Origin of the sequence: Streptomyces sp. SCSIO ZS0520, from assembly GCF_025643355.1 — a bacterium.
GTDB classification, from domain to species: Bacteria; Actinomycetota; Actinomycetes; order Streptomycetales; family Streptomycetaceae; genus Streptomyces; species Streptomyces physcomitrii.
The window spans coordinates 1,639,811-1,659,033 of the sequence record NZ_CP092644.1 but is presented as its reverse complement, the minus strand read 5'-3'; the positions used below and the strand labels follow the sequence as shown (position 1 = coordinate 1,659,033).

The 19,223-nt window shown below is 66.7% G+C and carries 6 protein-coding genes, 1 tRNA gene and 3 rRNA genes; 9 read left to right on the top strand and 1 reads right to left on the bottom strand.

Features of this window, described 5'->3' with window-relative positions; all coding sequences use genetic code 11:
* The first annotated feature begins 5 nt into the window (after positions 1 to 5).
* From dapA to MID12_RS05515, 7 genes are all read left to right on the top strand, one after another.
* On the top strand, positions 6 to 905 hold the full coding sequence (gene dapA / locus MID12_RS05545) for a 4-hydroxy-tetrahydrodipicolinate synthase (RefSeq protein ID WP_263165202.1): 900 nt from the start codon (positions 6 to 8) through the stop codon (positions 903 to 905).
* Positions 906 to 1,089: 184 nt separating this feature from the next.
* Positions 1,090 to 2,775, top strand: coding sequence for a ribonuclease J (locus MID12_RS05540; RefSeq protein ID WP_263165201.1), 1,686 nt, complete (start codon positions 1,090 to 1,092; stop codon positions 2,773 to 2,775).
* A gap of 546 nt (positions 2,776 to 3,321) precedes the next feature.
* Positions 3,322 to 4,849, top strand: a 16S ribosomal RNA gene (locus MID12_RS05535).
* Between the two features lie 318 nt (positions 4,850 to 5,167).
* A 23S ribosomal RNA gene (locus tag MID12_RS05530) occupies positions 5,168 to 8,290 on the top strand.
* Between the two features lie 99 nt (positions 8,291 to 8,389).
* Positions 8,390 to 8,506: ribosomal RNA gene (gene rrf, locus MID12_RS05525) — 5S ribosomal RNA — on the top strand.
* The 16S, 23S and 5S rRNA genes sit together here, the layout of an rRNA operon.
* 99 nt (positions 8,507 to 8,605) lie before the next feature.
* Entirely contained in the window at positions 8,606 to 9,280 is a 675-nt protein-coding gene (locus MID12_RS05520) for a DegT/DnrJ/EryC1/StrS family aminotransferase (RefSeq protein WP_063778616.1), read from the top strand.
* Positions 9,281 to 9,461: 181 nt separating this feature from the next.
* Positions 9,462 to 9,537: transfer RNA gene (locus MID12_RS05515), tRNA-Thr, on the top strand.
* Positions 9,538 to 9,627: 90 nt separating this feature from the next.
* Here the strand turns inward: MID12_RS05515 and MID12_RS05510 are convergent.
* Positions 9,628 to 12,357 (bottom strand): SpoIIE family protein phosphatase, encoded by a 2,730-nt coding sequence (locus MID12_RS05510; protein WP_263165199.1) that lies wholly within the window; start codon positions 12,355 to 12,357, stop codon positions 9,628 to 9,630.
* A gap of 259 nt (positions 12,358 to 12,616) precedes the next feature.
* Between MID12_RS05510 and MID12_RS05505 the strand changes: the two genes are divergently transcribed.
* Entirely contained in the window at positions 12,617 to 18,121 is a 5,505-nt protein-coding gene (locus tag MID12_RS05505; RefSeq protein WP_263165197.1) for a HAMP domain-containing protein, read from the top strand.
* A gap of 301 nt (positions 18,122 to 18,422) precedes the next feature.
* Entirely contained in the window at positions 18,423 to 19,100 is a 678-nt protein-coding gene (locus MID12_RS05500; RefSeq protein ID WP_040247583.1) for a two-component system response regulator, read from the top strand.
* Positions 19,101 to 19,223: the final 123 nt, after the last annotated feature.

Here is a 19,223-nt window from a genome sequence, read left to right as displayed (position 1 = left end):
TACCCATGGCTCCGATCTCCACTCCGCAGACGCCCTTCGGGCGCGTCCTGACCGCCATGGTCACGCCGTTCACGGCGAACGGCACCCTCGACCTCGAGGGCGCGCAGCTGCTGGCCCGCCACCTGGTCGACGCAGGCAACGACGGCCTGATCGTCAACGGGACCACCGGCGAGTCCCCGACCACCAGCAATGCGGAGAAGGAAGCCCTCGTACGCGCGGTGGTGGAGGCGGTCGGCGACCGCGCCCACATCGTCGCCGGAGTCGGCACCAACGACACCCGGCACAGCATCGAGCTGGCCGAGGCCGCGGAGCGGGCCGGGGCGCACGGTCTGCTCACCGTGACGCCCTACTACAACAAGCCCCCTCAGGAGGGCCTGCTCCGGCACTTCACCGCGGTGGCCGATTCCACCGGACTTCCCGTGATGCTCTACGACATCCCGGGCCGCAGCGGAGTGCCGATCAACACCGAAACCCTGGTGCGCCTGGCGGAGCACCCCCGTATCGTCGCCAACAAGGACGCCAAAGGGGACCTGGGCCGCGCCAGCTGGGCCATCGCCCGCTCCGACCTCGCCTGGTACTCGGGCGACGACATGCTGAACCTCCCCCTCCTCTCGGTCGGCGCCATCGGCTTCGTCTCGGTCGTCAGCCATGTCGTGACCCCGGAGCTGCGCGCACTGATCGACGCCTACACCGCGGGCGACGTGCACAAGGCGACCGAGATCCACCAGAAGCTGCTGCCCGTGTTCACCGGCATGTTCCGCACCCAGGGCGTCATCACCTGCAAGGCCGCACTCGCCCTGCAGGGTCTGCCCGGCGGACCGCTGCGCCTGCCCCTGGTGGAACTCTCACCCGAGGAGACGGCCCAGCTCAAGATCGATCTCGCCGCCGGCGGGGTACAGATCTGATAAGCGGAACGCCCGCCCCCCGGGTGCCCCGGTCTCCGGCCGGGGCCGCGCTCCGCGCACAGACCTCACAACTGAATAGGCGGGGACTCACCGTCCCCGCCATCCCTGCACACAGCCATACGCACGAACGTCATACGCGCCACGTGCCCGCGGGGTACGTGGCGCGCATGGTCAGGAGAGTCTTTTGAGTCATCCGCATCCCGAACTCGGCCCGCCCCCGAAGCTCGCCAAGGGGGCCCTCCGGGTCACCCCGCTCGGCGGCCTCGGCGAAATCGGCCGCAACATGACCGTCTTCGAGTACGACGGCCGTCTGCTGATCGTCGACTGCGGAGTGCTCTTCCCCGAGGAGGAGCAGCCCGGAATCGACCTGATCCTGCCGGACTTCACGTCCATCAGGGACCGCCTCGACGACATCGAGGGCATCGTCCTCACGCACGGCCACGAGGACCACATCGGTGGCGTACCGTTCCTTCTCCGCGAGAAGCCCGATATTCCGCTGATCGGCTCGAAGCTCACCCTCGCTCTCATCGAGGCGAAGCTTCAGGAGCACCGCATCCGCCCCTACACGCTCGAAGTGGCCGAAGGCCATCGCGAACGCGTCGGACCCTTCGCATGCGAGTTCGTCGCGGTCAACCACTCCATCCCGGACGCCCTCGCCGTGGCCATCCGCACCCCCGCGGGCATGGTCGTGCACACGGGCGACTTCAAGATGGACCAGCTGCCGCTGGACAACCGCCTCACGGACCTGCACGCCTTCGCGCGGCTGAGCGAGGAGGGCATCGACCTCCTCCTCTCCGACTCGACGAACGCCGAGGTCCCCGGCTTCACCCCGCACGAGCGCGACATCTCCAATGTGCTGCGCCAGGTCTTCGCCGGGGCACGCAAGCGGATCATCGTGGCCAGCTTCGCCAGCCATGTGCACCGCATCCAGCAGATCCTGGACGCCGCCCACGAGTACGGCCGCCGGGTCGCCTTCGTCGGCCGCTCGATGGTCCGCAACATGGGCATCGCCCGCGACCTCGGCTATCTGAAGGTCCCGCCGGGGCTCGTCGTGGACGTCAAGACCCTCGACGACCTGCCCGACCACGAGGTCGTCCTGGTCTGCACCGGTTCCCAGGGCGAGCCCATGGCCGCGCTGTCCCGGATGGCCAACCGCGACCACCAGATCCGGATCGTCCAGGGCGACACCGTGATCCTGGCCTCCTCGCTCATCCCGGGCAACGAGAACGCGGTCTACCGCGTGATCAACGGTCTGACCCGCTGGGGCGCCAACGTCGTCCACAAGGGCAACGCCAAGGTGCACGTCTCCGGGCACGCCTCCGCCGGCGAGCTGCTGTACTTCTACAACATCTGCAAGCCGCGGAACCTCATGCCGGTCCACGGCGAGTGGCGCCACCTCAGAGCCAACGCCGAACTGGGCGCGCTCACCGGTGTCCCGCACGACCGGATCGTCATCGCCGAGGACGGCGTCGCCGTCGACCTCGTCGAGGGCAAGGCCCGCATCTCCGGCAAGGTCCAGGCCGGTTACGTGTACGTCGACGGCCTCTCGGTCGGCGATGTCACCGAGTCCTCGCTGAAGGACCGCCGGATCCTCGGCGACGAGGGGATCATCTCGGTCTTCGTGGTGATCGACTCCAGCACCGGCAAGATCACGGGCGGTCCGCACATCCACGCCCGCGGCTCCGGCATCGAGGACTCGGCCTTCGGCGCGGTGGTCCCCAAGGTCCAGGAGGTTCTGGAGCGCTCCGCGCAGGACGGGGTCGTCGAGCCCCACCAGATGCAGCAGTTGGTGCGCCGCACGCTGGGCAAGTGGGTCTCCGACACCTACCGCCGGCGCCCGATGATCCTGCCCGTCGTGGTCGAGGTCTGACACCTCGGCAGGGGCCCGCAGGGGCCGTACCGGAGCGGAGGCTCCCCGATTTGCCTCGGGGGACTCCGCTCCAGTACGTTTACGGCTCCGCCAGCGAGGGAACGGCAGCCGCTCATACGGTTGTTGGGCCCGAAGCGGGTGGAAAATCCGACTCAGAACCTCTGATAAAGTCGGGTCCACCGAAAGGGAGCCGGAAGGCGACTGAATAGGTACGGCTCTCCAACGGCCACTGGATGACATTACGGACCGGAAATCGGGACGGAAAGCGTCTGGTAGGGTTGGAAACACCGAAGGGAAACGCCCGGAGGAAAGCCTCGGCTGAATGGTCGGGGTGAGTACGAAGGAAGTGTCCGTTCCTTGAGAACTCAACAGCGTGCCAAAAGTCAACGCCAGATATGTTGATACCCCTGACTCTCGGCAGTCGTTTGTGGCTGTCTTGGGTTTGGGTTCCTTTGAAGAAACACACAGCGAGGATGCTGTGGACCGGGGGGATTATTCCTCCCTCTGGTTCCGCTCTCGTGTGTGTGACCGGATTACCGGTACACATTCACGGAGAGTTTGATCCTGGCTCAGGACGAACGCTGGCGGCGTGCTTAACACATGCAAGTCGAACGATGAACCCGCTTCGGTGGGGGATTAGTGGCGAACGGGTGAGTAACACGTGGGCAATCTGCCCTGCACTCTGGGACAAGCCCTGGAAACGGGGTCTAATACCGGATATTGACCTGCTTGGGCATCCAAGTGGGTGGAAAGCTCCGGCGGTGCAGGATGAGCCCGCGGCCTATCAGCTTGTTGGTGAGGTAGTGGCTCACCAAGGCGACGACGGGTAGCCGGCCTGAGAGGGCGACCGGCCACACTGGGACTGAGACACGGCCCAGACTCCTACGGGAGGCAGCAGTGGGGAATATTGCACAATGGGCGGAAGCCTGATGCAGCGACGCCGCGTGAGGGATGACGGCCTTCGGGTTGTAAACCTCTTTCAGCAGGGAAGAAGCGTGAGTGACGGTACCTGCAGAAGAAGCGCCGGCTAACTACGTGCCAGCAGCCGCGGTAATACGTAGGGCGCAAGCGTTGTCCGGAATTATTGGGCGTAAAGAGCTCGTAGGCGGCTTGTCGCGTCGGTTGTGAAAGCCCGGGGCTTAACCCCGGGTCTGCAGTCGATACGGGCAGGCTAGAGTTCGGTAGGGGAGATCGGAATTCCTGGTGTAGCGGTGAAATGCGCAGATATCAGGAGGAACACCGGTGGCGAAGGCGGATCTCTGGGCCGATACTGACGCTGAGGAGCGAAAGCGTGGGGAGCGAACAGGATTAGATACCCTGGTAGTCCACGCCGTAAACGGTGGGCACTAGGTGTGGGCAACATTCCACGTTGTCCGTGCCGCAGCTAACGCATTAAGTGCCCCGCCTGGGGAGTACGGCCGCAAGGCTAAAACTCAAAGGAATTGACGGGGGCCCGCACAAGCGGCGGAGCATGTGGCTTAATTCGACGCAACGCGAAGAACCTTACCAAGGCTTGACATACACCGGAAAACTCTGGAGACAGGGTCCCCCTTGTGGTCGGTGTACAGGTGGTGCATGGCTGTCGTCAGCTCGTGTCGTGAGATGTTGGGTTAAGTCCCGCAACGAGCGCAACCCTTGTCCCGTGTTGCCAGCAGGCCCTTGTGGTGCTGGGGACTCACGGGAGACCGCCGGGGTCAACTCGGAGGAAGGTGGGGACGACGTCAAGTCATCATGCCCCTTATGTCTTGGGCTGCACACGTGCTACAATGGCCGGTACAATGAGCTGCGATACCGCAAGGTGGAGCGAATCTCAAAAAGCCGGTCTCAGTTCGGATTGGGGTCTGCAACTCGACCCCATGAAGTCGGAGTCGCTAGTAATCGCAGATCAGCATTGCTGCGGTGAATACGTTCCCGGGCCTTGTACACACCGCCCGTCACGTCACGAAAGTCGGTAACACCCGAAGCCGGTGGCCCAACCCCTTGTGGGAGGGAGCTGTCGAAGGTGGGACTGGCGATTGGGACGAAGTCGTAACAAGGTAGCCGTACCGGAAGGTGCGGCTGGATCACCTCCTTTCTAAGGAGCACTTCTCGGCTGTCCGGCTCTGCCGAACAGTCCAGAGGCCAGATCGCGAGCGAACGTCTCGCGCTGGTTGCTCATGGGTGGAACGTTGACTACTCGGCACACTCGGTTCGGTGGGTTCGCTAGTACTGCTCGTAAGGGCGTGGAACGTGAAGATCGTGGAGCTGGGGGTGTCGGGCACGCTGTTGGGTGTCTGAAGGTACGGCCGTTGAGGCTGCCTTCAGTGCCGGCCCCGGTGAAGCATCACGTTGGTGGTGTGTGACGGGTGGTTGGTCGTTGTTTGAGAACTGCACAGTGGACGCGAGCATCTGTGGCCAAGTTTTTAAGGGCGCACGGTGGATGCCTTGGTACCAGGAACCGATGAAGGACGTGGGAGGCCGCGATAGGCCCCGGGGAGCTGTCAACCGAGCTGTGATCCGGGGGTGTCCGAATGGGGAAACCCGGCAGTCGTCATGGGCTGTCACCCATGCCTGAACACATAGGGCATGTGGAGGGAACGCGGGGAAGTGAAACATCTCAGTACCCGCAGGAAGAGAAAACAACCGTGATTCCGGGAGTAGTGGCGAGCGAAACTGGATGAGGCTAAACCATGTGTGTGTGAGACCCGGCAGGGGTTGCGCATGTGGGGTTGTGGGATTCTTCTTGATCAATCTGCCGGTTGGTCGACGAGTCAGAAACCGTTGGTGTAGGCGAAGGACATGCGAAAGGTCCGGCGTAGAGGGTAAGACCCCCGTAGCTGAAACATCAACGGCTCGTTTGGAGAACACCCAAGTAGCACGGGGCCCGAGAAATCCCGTGTGAATCTGGCGGGACCACCCGCTAAGCCTAAATATTCCCTGGTGACCGATAGCGGATAGTACCGTGAGGGAATGGTGAAAAGTACCCCGGGAGGGGAGTGAAATAGTACCTGAAACCGTGTGCCTACAAGCCGTGGGAGCGTCGGGCAAGCACTTGTGCTTGTCTCGTGACTGCGTGCCTTTTGAAGAATGAGCCTGCGAGTTTGCGGTGTGTTGCGAGGTTAACCCGTGTGGGGAAGCCGTAGCGAAAGCGAGTCCGAATAGGGCGGTATAGTAGCGCGCTCAAGACCCGAAGCGGAGTGATCTAGCCATGGGCAGGTTGAAGCGGAGGTAAGACTTCGTGGAGGACCGAACCCACCAGGGTTGAAAACCTGGGGGATGACCTGTGGTTAGGGGTGAAAGGCCAATCAAACTCCGTGATAGCTGGTTCTCCCCGAAATGCATTTAGGTGCAGCGTCGTGTGTTTCTTGCCGGAGGTAGAGCACTGGATAGGCGATGGGCCCTACCGGGTTACTGACCTTAGCCAAACTCCGAATGCCGGTAAGTGAGAGCGCGGCAGTGAGACTGTGGGGGATAAGCTCCATGGTCGAGAGGGAAACAGCCCAGAGCATCGACTAAGGCCCCTAAGCGTACGCTAAGTGGGAAAGGATGTGGAGTCGCAGAGACAACCAGGAGGTTGGCTTAGAAGCAGCCATCCTTGAAAGAGTGCGTAATAGCTCACTGGTCAAGTGATTCCGCGCCGACAATGTAGCGGGGCTCAAGCGTACCGCCGAAGTCGTGTCAATCCAGCAGATAGCCCTAACGGGTGTTGGGTTGGGTAGGGGAGCGTCGTGTGCCGGGTGAAGCCGCGCCGGAAGGCAGTGGTGGATGGTTCACGAGTGAGAATGCAGGCATGAGTAGCGATACACACGTGAGAAACGTGTGCGCCGATTGACTAAGGGTTCCTGGGTCAAGCTGATCTGCCCAGGGTAAGTCGGGACCTAAGGCGAGGCCGACAGGCGTAGTCGATGGATAACCGGTTGATATTCCGGTACCCGCTGTAGAGCGTCAAACATCGAGCATCGTGATGCTAAGGCCGTGAAGCCGCCCTGATCTCTTCGGAGTTGAGGGGAGTGGTGGAGCCGCCGGTCCAAGCGGTTAGTAGGTGAGTGATGGGGTGACGCAGGAAGGTAGTCCATCCCGGGCGGTGGTTGTCCCGGGGTAAGGGTGTAGCCCGTGCGATAGGTAAATCCGTCGTACATAGGGGTGAGACCTGATGCCGAGCCGATTGTGGTGAAGTGGATGATCCTATGCTGTCGAGAAAAGCCTCTAGCGAGTTTTATGGCGGCCCGTACCCTAAACCGACTCAGGTGGTCTGGTAGAGAATACCGAGGCGTTCGGGTGAACTATGGTTAAGGAACTCGGCAAAATGCCCCCGTAACTTCGGGAGAAGGGGGGCCATTTCTGGTGATCCCACGTGCTGGGTGAGCTGGGGGTGGCCGCAGAGACCAGCGAGAAGCGACTGTTTACTAAAAACACAGGTCCGTGCGAAGCCGTAAGGCGATGTATACGGACTGACGCCTGCCCGGTGCTGGAACGTTAAGGGGACCGGTTAGCTCACTTTCGGGTGGGCGAGGCTGAGAACTTAAGCGCCAGTAAACGGCGGTGGTAACTATAACCATCCTAAGGTAGCGAAATTCCTTGTCGGGTAAGTTCCGACCTGCACGAATGGCGTAACGACTTCTCGACTGTCTCAACCATAGGCCCGGTGAAATTGCACTACGAGTAAAGATGCTCGTTTCGCGCAGCAGGACGGAAAGACCCCGGGACCTTTACTACAGTTTGATATTGGTGTTCGGTTCGGCTTGTGTAGGATAGGTGGGAGACTGTGAACTTGTCACGCCAGTGGCGGGGGAGTCGTTGTTGAAATACCACTCTGGTCGTGCTGGATGTCTAACCTGGGTCCGTGATCCGGATCAGGGACAGTGTCTGATGGGTAGTTTAACTGGGGCGGTTGCCTCCTAAAGGGTAACGGAGGCGCCCAAAGGTTCCCTCAGCCTGGTTGGTAATCAGGTGTTGAGTGTAAGTGCACAAGGGAGCTTGACTGTGAGACCGACGGGTCGAGCAGGGACGAAAGTCGGGACTAGTGATCCGGCGGTGGCTTGTGGAAGCGCCGTCGCTCAACGGATAAAAGGTACCCCGGGGATAACAGGCTGATCTTCCCCAAGAGTCCATATCGACGGGATGGTTTGGCACCTCGATGTCGGCTCGTCGCATCCTGGGGCTGGAGTCGGTCCCAAGGGTTGGGCTGTTCGCCCATTAAAGCGGTACGCGAGCTGGGTTTAGAACGTCGTGAGACAGTTCGGTCCCTATCCGCTGTGCGCGTAGGAATATTGAGAAGGGCTGTCCCTAGTACGAGAGGACCGGGACGGACGAACCTCTGGTGTGCCAGTTGTTCTGCCAAGGGCATGGCTGGTTGGCTACGTTCGGGAGGGATAACCGCTGAAAGCATCTAAGCGGGAAGCCTGCTTCGAGATGAGTGTTCCCACCTCCTTTGAGAGGGTAAGGCTCCCAGTAGACGACTGGGTTGATAGGCCGGATATGGAAGCCCTGTGAGGGGTGGAGTTGACCGGTACTAATAGGCCGAGGGCTTGTCCTCAGTTGCTCGCGTCCACTGTGTTGGTTCTGAAACCACGAACAACCGCTGCCCCGCATCCAGGTGGGTGTGGTGTGGCTTCGGTTGTGTGTTTCATAGTGTTTCGGTGGTCATAGCGTGAGGGAAACGCCCGGTTACATTCCGAACCCGGAAGCTAAGCCTTACAGCGCCGATGGTACTGCAGGGGGGACCCTGTGGGAGAGTAGGACGCCGCCGAACTCAACGTCAGGGAGCGGGTTCTCGATCTTAGGATCGGGGACCCGCTCCTTTTTGTTTCCCGTCATCTGACGTTCATGTCGCGCGGTGACCATCGCCGGTATGGGGACACTTGCATTGCTGCGGGCCGCAGGTATCGGCGCTGGTGACGAGGTTGTCGTCCCGGCGTTCGGGACTCCGGAAGCGGCCAGGGTCGTGGTCCTTGCGGGGGCCGTGCCTGTCTTCGCCGACATCGATCCCATCACCTACTGCCTCGACCCGGCGGCGGTCGCCGAGGTGATCGGCCCTCGTACCGCCGGAGTGGTCGCCGTGGGCACCTTCGGCAGACCCGTGGAGAGCGTGCGGCTGCACGGTCTGGGCCGGCGGCACGGACTCCTCGTACTGGAACACCGGGAGGAGGGGGCCGCGGTGGCGGATGTGCCGCAGCGGCGGGTGCATGCGGCCTATCTGGACCGGCGGTTGAGCGGTGTGGTGACGCCGGAGTGCGTCGAGGGGCACAGCTACCGGCAGTACGTGGTGCGGGTGCCCGGGAACGGGCGGCCCGACCGGGATGCCTTCGCGCGGGCCATAAGGGCGCGCGGGGTGGCGTGCAGCGTGCCGGTGAAGACGCCGGTGCACCGCACCCCGGACTATCTGCGGCGAGCGGTGCTGCCGCGTACCGAGCGGGCGGCGGACGAGACGCTGGCGCTTCCGGTCGACGCGGCGATGAGCCGGCGGGACCTCCAGCGGGTCGTCTCGGCCTGCAACGCGCTGGGCGGGCTGCTCGCTCCGGCCTGAGGCCGGGCCTTCGGCGGACTGAGCCCGAGAGCCTACGGAGTCCGCATCCGCTGAGCCCGCGCCTCCGGGCGGTGCGCCGTGCCGTGCGCGGTGCGGGTTCCGCCCGGAGGCGGTGCCGAGCACCCTTCCGTACGGGGTATGATCTACATCGTCGCCAAGCGGGATTCCGCGCAGGCGACAGGCCCCTATAGCTCAGTCGGTAGAGCGTCTCCATGGTAAGGAGAAGGTCAACGGTTCGATTCCGTTTGGGGGCTCCACCACAGCAGAGGACCCCGCCCAACTGGGCGGGGTCCTCTGGCGTTTGAGGGGTGTGCGGGACGGGGGCGGAGGAGATCCGCCCCCGCGGCTCAGTCCGTCTGGAGGCCGGGGACGCGCATGGCGAGGATGGCCATGTCGTCGGAGGGGGCGTCCGAGGCGAAGCGCTCGACGGCGCGCATCACGCGGGCGGCGACCGCGCCGGCGGTCAGGCCGGTGCAGGTGGTGAGGACCTCGGTGAGGCCGTCGTCGCCGAGCATGCGGGTGCCCTCGCGGCGCTCGGTGACCCCGTCGGTGACGCACAGCAGGACGTCGCCCGGGTCGAGGGTGACCGTCTGCTCGTACAGCTCCAGGTCGTCCATGACGCCGAGCAGCGGCTGCGGTTCGGCCGCCGGTTCCACCGAGCCGTCCTGGCGCAGGCGCAGCGGCAGCGGATGGCCCGCGCAGACCACCTTCAGTACGGCGCTGCCGTCCTCCTGGGGCCACAACTCCCCGTAGAGCAGGGTGAGGAAGCGGCTGCGGGCGCCCTCGTCGAGGATGGCGGAGTTGAGGCGCTCCAGGACGGCCGGGCCGCCGAAGCCCTCGCGGGCGAGCAGGCGCAGGGCGTGCCGTGCGAGGCCGGTGACGGCGGCGGCCTCCGGTCCGGTGCCGCAGACGTCGCCGATCGCGAAGCCGTAGGCGCCGTCGCGGATGGGGAACAAGTCGTAGAAGTCGCCGCCGACTTCGTTGCCCTCGCCCGCCGCCCGGTAGATGACCTCGACCTCGACGTTCGGCACCTGCGGCAGCTCCGGCGGGAGGAGGCTGCGCTGCAGGGACTGGCTGATGGCGGTGCGCTCGGAGTAGAGGCGGGCGTTGTCCAGGGCGAGGGCGGCCCGGCGGGAGAGGTCCTCGGCGAGTTCGAGGATCTCCTGGCGGAAGTGCTCGTCGGTGGGCTTGCCGAGGGTGAGCATGCCGATGACGCGGTTGCGGGCGACCAGGGGCAGGACCACGGTCTCGCCGCCTACCGCGGAGGCGGTGGCGAGGGTGGTGCCGACGCCGGAGCCGAGGCGCGGGGTCTCGCCGAGGTCGAGGCTGCGCATCGAGGTCCGCAGGGCCGCCTCGTGCGCGGCGGTGGCGGGGGCGTTCCAGATCCGGGCGCCGGGGGTGGGCACCGGGTCGGGCGGCGCGATCCGGGAGAGCAGGGCCTTGAGACCGTCGATGCGCTCCTCGTCCTCGTGCAGGACATAGGAGAGGTACGGGTCGGAGGCCTGGTCGGCGATGGTGTAGACGGCGCACCAGGTGGCGAGCGTCGGCACGGTCATCTGGGCCATCAGGGCGAGGGTCTGGTCCCGGTCGAGGGTGCCCGCGAGCAGGTCGGAGGCCTCGACGAGGAAGGAGAGCGAGCCGCGGCGCAGCCGCTCCAGCTCGCCGAGGCGGGCGGACTCGACGGCGAGCGCGATGCGGTCCGCGGCGAACTGCAGGCGCAGCGCCTCCTCGTTGGAGTAGCGCCCGGGGCCCTCGGCGGCGACGCCCAGGGAGCCGGTGAGGCGGCCCTCGACCTTGAGCGGGACGGTGACCACCGAGCGCATGCCGGTGCTGCCGAGCAGCGGCACCGCGCCGGGGACGACGGTGAGGTCCTCGTGGACGGCGGGCATCCGGGCCGAGCCGTAGCGGCCGGGGCCCGCCTCGACGGGGACGCGGGCGAAGCGCTGGCGGGCGGAGGGCAGTCCGGTGGAGGCGCGGACCTCCAGCTCGGTCTCGTCGTCGGTGGCGAGGAGCAGGAAGGCGGCGTCGCCGTCGAGCATGTCGCGGGCGCGTTCGACGGTGCGCTGGAGCAGCCCGTCGAGGTCGTCGGGGGCGGGGGAGCCGATGAACACCTCGAAGGGGTCGGCGGCGCCCGCCTCCTGGCTCCCGCCGGACCCGCTCTCGGTGCCGTTGGCACGCAGCGGGGTCTGCAGCACGGCGCGCTCGTGGTCGCGTACGAGGAGGCAGACCGTGGAGGGCTCGCCGTCGGCGTCGCGGACCCGCAGATGGGAGGCGTAGACGGGGGTGACGCGGCCGTCGGAGCTGCGGATGCCGTAGCTGCCCTCCCAGCGGGAGAGCTGGAGGGCCTCGGCGATGCCGGTGCTGATGCCGGGGGTGTGCGGCCAGGCCGCGAGGTCGGTGAGCGGCTTGCCGGTGACCTGGTCGGCGGGATAGCCGAAGAGGTCCTCGGCGTCGTCGTTCCAGGCGCTGATGCTGCCCGCGCGGTCGATCTGGACGACGCCGACGCGTACCCGGCCGTCCGCGAGGGGCAGCACGTCCGGGGGCAGGGTCGGTCCGGCGGAGCGGGTGCCCACGGAGCGGGCCGGCAGGTCGAGCTGGAACCAGACGCGCTTGTGGGTGGGGCTGTACTCCACTCCCCAGTTCCCGGCGAGCGCGGCGCAGAGCTGGAGGCCGCGGCCGCCCTCGCGGTCGGGGCTGCCCATGTTGACGGCCGACTGCTGGAGGGGGATCTCGCGCTCGGGGTAGCGGTCGGCGACCTCGATGCGTACGGCGTCCTCGCTGCGCAGGCACAGGACCTCGGCGGCGGTGCCCGCGTGGACGACGGCGTTGGTGACGAGTTCGCTGGTGAGGACGACGGCGTCATCGATGACGTCGGTGAAGCCCCAGCCCTGCAGGGTGTCCCGGACGAAGGAGCGGGCGGTCGCGACGGAACGCCCGACGGGGTCGAAGGTCGCGGCCGCGCGGGCGGTGATCACAGAGCTCCTTGTACCGATGTCGTCATGCAGTGCCTGGCGGCCCGCCTCGTGCGCCCCGGGTTCAGGCGTGTGTTCCCCGGGCAGGTGCAGTCCGGTGGTCATGTGCGGCCGCGCCCTCCGATGCCCGTGTTCTTCCCCTGCCACCCCCGGCCGGGCGGACCGGGTGGGTGGACAGCCGTCGCCCAGGTTACTTACCTTCGCCATTCATGCGGATGCCGCCCGCAACACTTTCCGCCCGGAGGGTGTGCGGAGGGTGTGCGAAGCTGCCGAACTGTTATGGCCTGGTTCAGCCGGGGTGAAACACTGGGCAGGCTTGAAACAGAAGCCCGAACACGAGGTCAACCCCTGCGGGAGGGACACGGTGGAGTCTGGCGCAGCGACGCGTAGCACCGGCACGCGCGCACAAGGCGGACAAAACCCGGGTAAGCCGCGAAAGTCGCGCAACGGGACAACGGCTGTCGACGCGGCAGCCATGAAAAGACTGCTCGCCGCCCTGGTGGCGATGCGCGACGGGAACTTCCGCAAGCGCCTCACTGTCTCCGGCGACGGAGAAATGGCCGAGATCGCCGCCGTCTTCAACGAGGTGGCCGAGCGCAATATGCACCTCACCGGCGAGCTGACGCGGGTGCGCCGCATGGTCGGGCGTGAGGGAAAACTCACCGAGCGCCTGGAGAAGGGGGCGAGCGAGGGCTCCTGGGCGGTCGCCATCGACGCCTCCAACGCGCTGGTCGACGACCTCGTACGCCCGGTCTCCGAGGTCGGCCGGGTGCTGTCCGCGGTCGCCGAGGGCGACCTGGAGCAGCGGATGGAGCTGCGGGCGGAGTCCGACGAGGGGGCGGGGCATCCGCTGCGCGGCGAGTTCCTGAAGGTCGGGCGGACCGTCAACAACCTCGTCGACCAGCTGTCCACCTTCACCGACGAGGTGACCCGGGTGGCCAGCGAGGTCGGCACCGAGGGCAAGCTCGGCGGGCAGGCCCGGGTGCGCGGGATGTCGGGGTCCTGGAAGGACCTCACCGACTCCGTCAACACCATGGCGTACCGCCTCACCGCGCAGGTCCGCGACATCGCCCTGGTCACGACGGCGGTGGCCAAGGGCGACCTCTCCCGCAAGGTCACCGTGCACGTCGCGGGCGAGATGCTCGAACTGAAGAACACCGTCAACACGATGGTGGACCAGCTCTCCTCCTTCTCCTCCGAGGTGACCCGGGTGGCCCGGGAGGTGGGCACCGAGGGCGAGTTGGGCGGTCAGGCCCAGGTGTCCGAGGTCGCCGGTGTCTGGAAGGACCTCACCGACTCGGTGAACCTGATGGCGGGCAACCTCACCGCCCAGGTCCGCGGGATCGCCCAGGTCACCACGGCCGTCGCCAACGGCGACCTCTCGCAGAAGGTGACCGTCAGCGCGCGCGGCGAGGTCGCGCAGCTCGCCGAGACCATCAACCAGATGACCGAGACGCTGCGCACCTTCGCGGACGAGGTCACCCGGGTCGCCAACGAGGTCGGCGCCGAGGGGCGGCTCGGCGGCCAGGCCAATGTGCCGGGCGCCGCGGGCACCTGGAAGGACCTCACCGACTCGGTCAACACGGTCTTCCGGAACCTGACCACCCAGGTCCGCGACATCGCCCAGGTGACGACGGCGGTGGCCAGCGGCGACCTCTCGCAGGAGGTCACGGTCGACGTCTCCGGCGAGATGCTGGAGCTGAAGAACACCGTCAACACCATGGTCGGCCAGCTGTCCTCCTTCGGCGCCGAGGTCACCCGGGTCGCCCGCGAGGTCGGCGTCGAGGGCATCCTCGGCGGTCAGGCCGAGGTGCCGGGCGCTGCGGGTACCTGGAAGGACCTCACCGACTCGGTGAACACCGCCTTCCGCAACCTCACCGGGCAGGTCCGCAACATCGCCCAGGTGACCACGGCGGTGGCCAACGGCGACCTCTCGCAGAAGGTCACGGTCGACGTCTCCGGCGAGATGCTCCAGCTGAAGAACACCGTGAACACGATGGTGGACCAGCTCTCCAGCTTCGCCGACCAGGTCACGCGGATGGCCAGGGACGTGGGCACCGAGGGCCGCCTCGGCGGCCAGGCCCGGGTGGACGGGGTCAGCGGTACGTGGAAGGAGCTGACCGACTCCGTCAACTTCATGGGCCAGAACCTCACCTCCCAGGTCCGCCAGATCGCCCAGGTGACGACGGCCGTCGCCAGCGGCGACCTCTCGCAGAAGATCGACGTGGACGCCCGGGGCGAGATCCTGGAGCTGAAGAACACCATCAACACGATGGTCGACCAGCTGTCCGCCTTCGCCGACCAGGTGACCCGGGTGGCCCGCGAGGTGGGTACCGAGGGCCGCCTCGGCGGTCAGGCGCAGGTGCCCGGCGTCGCCGGTGTCTGGCGGGACCTGACCGACTCGGTGAACGGCATGGCCGGCAACCTCACCGCGCAGGTCCGCAACATCGCGCAGGTGGCCACGGCGGTGGCCCGCGGTGACCTCTCGCAGAAGATCGACGTGGACGCGCGCGGCGAGATCCTGGAGCTGAAGAACACCCTCAACACGATGGTGGACCAGCTCTCGAACTTCGCCGAGCAGGTCACCAGGGTGGCCCGCGAGGTGGGTACGGAGGGCCAGCTCGGCGGTCAGGCCGAGGTGCAGGGCGTGAGCGGTACCTGGAAGGACCTCACGCAGTCCGTGAACTTCATGGCCAACAACCTGACCATCCAGGTGCGCAACATCGCCGAGGTCACCACCGCGGTGGCCAGGGGCGACCTCTCGAAGAAGATCACCGTGGACGCGAAGGGCGAGATCCTCGAACTCGTCACCACCGTCAACACCATGGTCGACCAGCTCTCCAACTTCGCGGAGCAGGTGACCCGGGTGGCCCGCGAGGTGGGCACCGAGGGCAACCTCGGCGGCCAGGCCCGGGTGCCCGGGGTCACCGGCATCTGGAAGGACCTGAGCGACAACGTCAACCTGATGGCCAACAACCTCACCGGCCAGGTCCGCAACATCTCCCAGGTCGCCACGGCGGTGGCCAACGGCGACCTCACCAAGAAGGTCACAGTCGAGGCCAGCGGCGAGGTGGCCCAGCTCGCCGACACCGTCAACACCATGGTGAAGACGCTGAGTTCCTTCGCCGACCAGGTGACTCGGGTGGCCCGCGAGGTGGGCACCGACGGCATCCTCGGCGGCCAGGCCCGGGTGCCCGGGGTCTCCGGCACCTGGAAGGACCTCACCGAGTCGGTGAACGGCATGGCCGCGAACCTCACCGGCCAGGTCCGCAACATCGCCATGGTCACCACCGCCATCGCCAAGGGCGACCTGACGAAGAAGATCGACATCGACGCCCGGGGCGAGATCCTGGAGCTCAAGACCACCATCAACACCATGGTCGACCAGCTCTCCAGCTTCGCCGAGGAGGTCACGAGGGTGGCCCGCGAGGTGGGTACGGAGGGCCAGCTCGGCGGCCTCGCCCGGGTGCGCGACATCGACGGCACCTGGCGCGACCTGACCGAGTCGGTGAACGAGATGGCCGGGAACCTCACCCGGCAGGTGCGCGCCATCGCCGCGGTGGCCACCGCGGTGACCCGCGGCGATCTGAACCTCAAGATCGACGTGGACGCCGCCGGTGAGATCCAGGTCCTCCAGGACAACATCAACACCATGATCGCGAACCTGCGCGACACCACCCTGGCCAACAAGGAGCAGGACTGGCTCAAGGGCAACCTGGCCCGCATCTCCGGCCTCATGCAGGGCCGCCGCGACCTCGACGACGTCGCCTCGCTGATCATGAGCGAGCTGACCCCGGTGGTCTCCGCCCAGCACGGCGCCTTCTTCGTGGCGATGCCCACCGACGACGATCCGGGCGCCGTCCAGGAGAACGCGTACGAACTGCGGATGCTCGGCAGCTACGGCTACTCCATGGGCTCCATGCCGACCAGCTTCCGCCCCGGCGAGACGCTGATCGGCACGGCCGCCCTGGAGCGGCGCACGATCCTGGTGGAGAACGTGCCGCCGGGCTATCTGAAGATCGCCTCCGGGCTCGGGGAGGCGCCGCCCGCGCATGTCATCGTGCTGCCGGTGCTCTTCGAGGGGACCGTGCTCGGCGTGATCGAGCTGGCCTCCTTCCAGCCGTTCACGCAGATCCAGAAGGACTTCCTGAGCCAGATCGCGGAGATGATCGCGACCAGCGTCAACACCATCTCCGTCAACACCAAGACCGAGGTGCTGCTCAAGCAGTCCCAGGAGCTCACCGAGCAGCTCCAGGAGCGCTCGGCCGAGCTGGAGAACCGGCAGAAGGCGCTCCAGGACTCCAACGCGGAGCTGGAGGAGAAGGCGGAGCTGCTCGCCCAGCAGAACCGCGACATCGAGGTGAAGAACACCGAGATCGAAGAGGCCCGGCAGGTCCTGGAGGAGCGCGCCGAACAGCTCGCGGTCTCGATGCGCTACAAGTCCGAGTTCCTCGCCAACATGTCGCACGAGCTGCGCACCCCGCTCAACTCGCTGCTCATCCTGGCCAAGCTGCTCGCCGACAACGCTGACAGCAACCTCACCCCCAAGCAGGTCGAGTTCGCCGAGACGATCCACGGCGCGGGCTCCGACCTGCTCCAGCTGATCAACGACATCCTCGACCTGTCCAAGGTCGAGGCCGGCAAGATGGACGTCTCCCCGACCCGGATCGCCCTCGTCCAGCTCGTGGACTACGTGGAGGCCACCTTCCGGCCGCTGACCGCGGAGAAGGGCCTCGACTTCTCCGTACGGGTCTCCCCGGAGCTGCCCGCCACCCTGCACACCGACGAGCAGCGCCTGCTCCAGGTGCTGCGCAACCTGCTCTCCAACGCGGTGAAGTTCACCGACTCCGGCGCGGTGGAGCTGGTCATCCGCACCGCGAGCGCCGATGTGCCGGTGGCGATCCGGGAGCAGCTTTTGGAGGCCGGTTCGCTCGTCGACGCGGACGCCGATCTGATCGCCTTCTCGGTCACCGACACCGGTATCGGCATCGCGGCCAGCAAGATGCGGGTGATCTTCGAGGCCTTCAAGCAGGCGGACGGCACCACCAGCCGCAAGTACGGCGGTACCGGGCTCGGACTGTCCATCAGCCGGGAGATCGCGCGGCTGCTCGGCGGCGAGATCCACGCGGCGAGCGAGGCGGGCCGCGGCTCCACCTTCACCCTCTACCTGCCGCTGCACCAGAGCGAGCTGCCCCCGCAGGGCTATCCGCAGCCCTCGCCGGGCGCCGAGGGGCCGGAGCACGGCGGCTCACCGGAGGAGCGCCCGGAGGTCTCCACCCCCGCCGAGGTGAAGTCGTACCAGGAGACGCAGAACGGCCCCGCCGCGCTCTTCCGCAAGCGCCGCAGGGCGGCTCTGACGGAGAGTGAGCAGCCCTTGGCCCTGCCGCCCGCGCCGCCGGTCCAGGAGGAGGCGCCGCCGGGCCCGCCGCCGGAGCAGCAGGACGCCGCGGAGGCGCCGCAGCCGCGGGCCGGCGGCGCGCGGGGGATGCACTTCGCCAGCGAGAAGGTCCTCATCGTCGACGACGACATCCGCAATGTCTTCGCGCTGACCTCCGTCCTGGAGCAGCACGGGCTGACCGTGCTGTACGCGGAGAACGGCCGGGAGGGCATCGAGGTCCTGGAGCAGCACGACGACATCACCGTCGTCCTGATGGACATCATGATGCCGGAGATGGACGGCTATGCGACCACCACCGCGATCCGCAGGATGCCGCAGTTCGCGGGGCTGCCGATCGTGGCGCTGACCGCGAAGGCGATGAAGGGCGACCGGGAGAAGGCGATCGAGTCGGGCGCCTCCGACTACGTCACCAAGCCCGTCGACCCCGACCACCTCCTGTCGGTGATGGAGCGCTGGATGCACGAGAGGTGAGCCCCCCGCGGGCCCGCGTGCCCGCGGGAGGCAGGGCCCCGCGGCCCCAGATGGTGCCCGGGGCAGCGCGCGGGGTGACCTAGGCCCTAGGGTGAGAGGGACAGGCCGGAGGGACGTACCCCATGCGCGGGAACTTTCCCTTCGCCTGCCCCGTTTCCGGGATGTGCACAGTGACATCGCGGTGACAGGGTGTGGCGACGGGCAGGGTACGGCTACCATGACCGGCACAAGGGCGGGCGGCGCAAGGGAGTCGCCGCCTGGGGCGGCGCCCGGCTCAAGGCCGGGTCGAGGAGGGCGGGCCATGGTGCAGAAGGCCAAGATCCTCCTGGTCGATGACCGGCCGGAGAATCTGCTGGCGCTGGAGGCGATCCTCTCGGCGCTGGATCAGACGCTGGTACGGGCATCCTCCGGGGAGGAGGCGCTCAAGGCGTTGCTCACGGACGACTTCGCGGTCATTCTGCTGGACGTCCAGATGCCGGGCATGGACGGATTCGAGACCGCGGCGCACATCAAGCGCCGGGAGCGGACCCGGGACATCCCGATCATCTTCCTCACCGCGATCAACCACGGCCCGCACCACACCTTCCGTGGGTACGCGGCCGGGGCGGTGGACTACATCTCCAAGCCCTTCGACCCGTGGGTGCTCCGGGCGAAGGTCTCCGTCTTCGTCGAGCTGTACATGAAGAACTGCCAACTGCGGGAGCAGGCGGCGCTGCTGAGGCTCCAGATCGAGGGCGACGGCAAGGCGGAGGTCGCCAAGGAGCCCGCCGGGCTGCTCGCCGAGCTCTCCGCGCGGCTCGCCGCGGTCGAGGAGCAGGCGGAGGCGCTCTCCAAGCAGCTCGACGAGGAGTCCGCGGACACCGCGGCCGTCGCCACCGCGGCGCACCTGGAGCGCAAACTCACCGGTCTGCGCAGGGCACTTGACGCCCTGGAGCCGGGAGCGGGCTCGGACGCGCCGCCGCTGCCCTCGCAGAACTGACCGCGGGGCCACTCGGCGGCGCGGCGGAACTGCCGGTGCGGGAGGGGCCCGTTGAGGAAGCGTCAGTTCCGCGTGTCGCCGAGTACGACACGAACGGGTGAACCAGCGGGCGCACGTGTCCGA

Excerpts from the sequence above, each read along its gene's own strand:
- dapA (WP_263165202.1), top strand. The coding sequence starts at position 6 with ATGGCTCCGATCTCCACTCCGCAGACGCCCTTCGGGCGCGTCCTGACC.
- MID12_RS05520 (WP_063778616.1), top strand. The coding sequence starts at position 8,606 with ATGGGGACACTTGCATTGCTGCGGGCCGCAGGTATCGGCGCTGGTGAC.
- MID12_RS05510 (WP_263165199.1), bottom strand. The coding sequence starts at position 12,357 with ATGACCACCGGACTGCACCTGCCCGGGGAACACACGCCTGAACCCGGG.
- MID12_RS05500 (WP_040247583.1), top strand. The coding sequence starts at position 18,423 with ATGGTGCAGAAGGCCAAGATCCTCCTGGTCGATGACCGGCCGGAGAAT.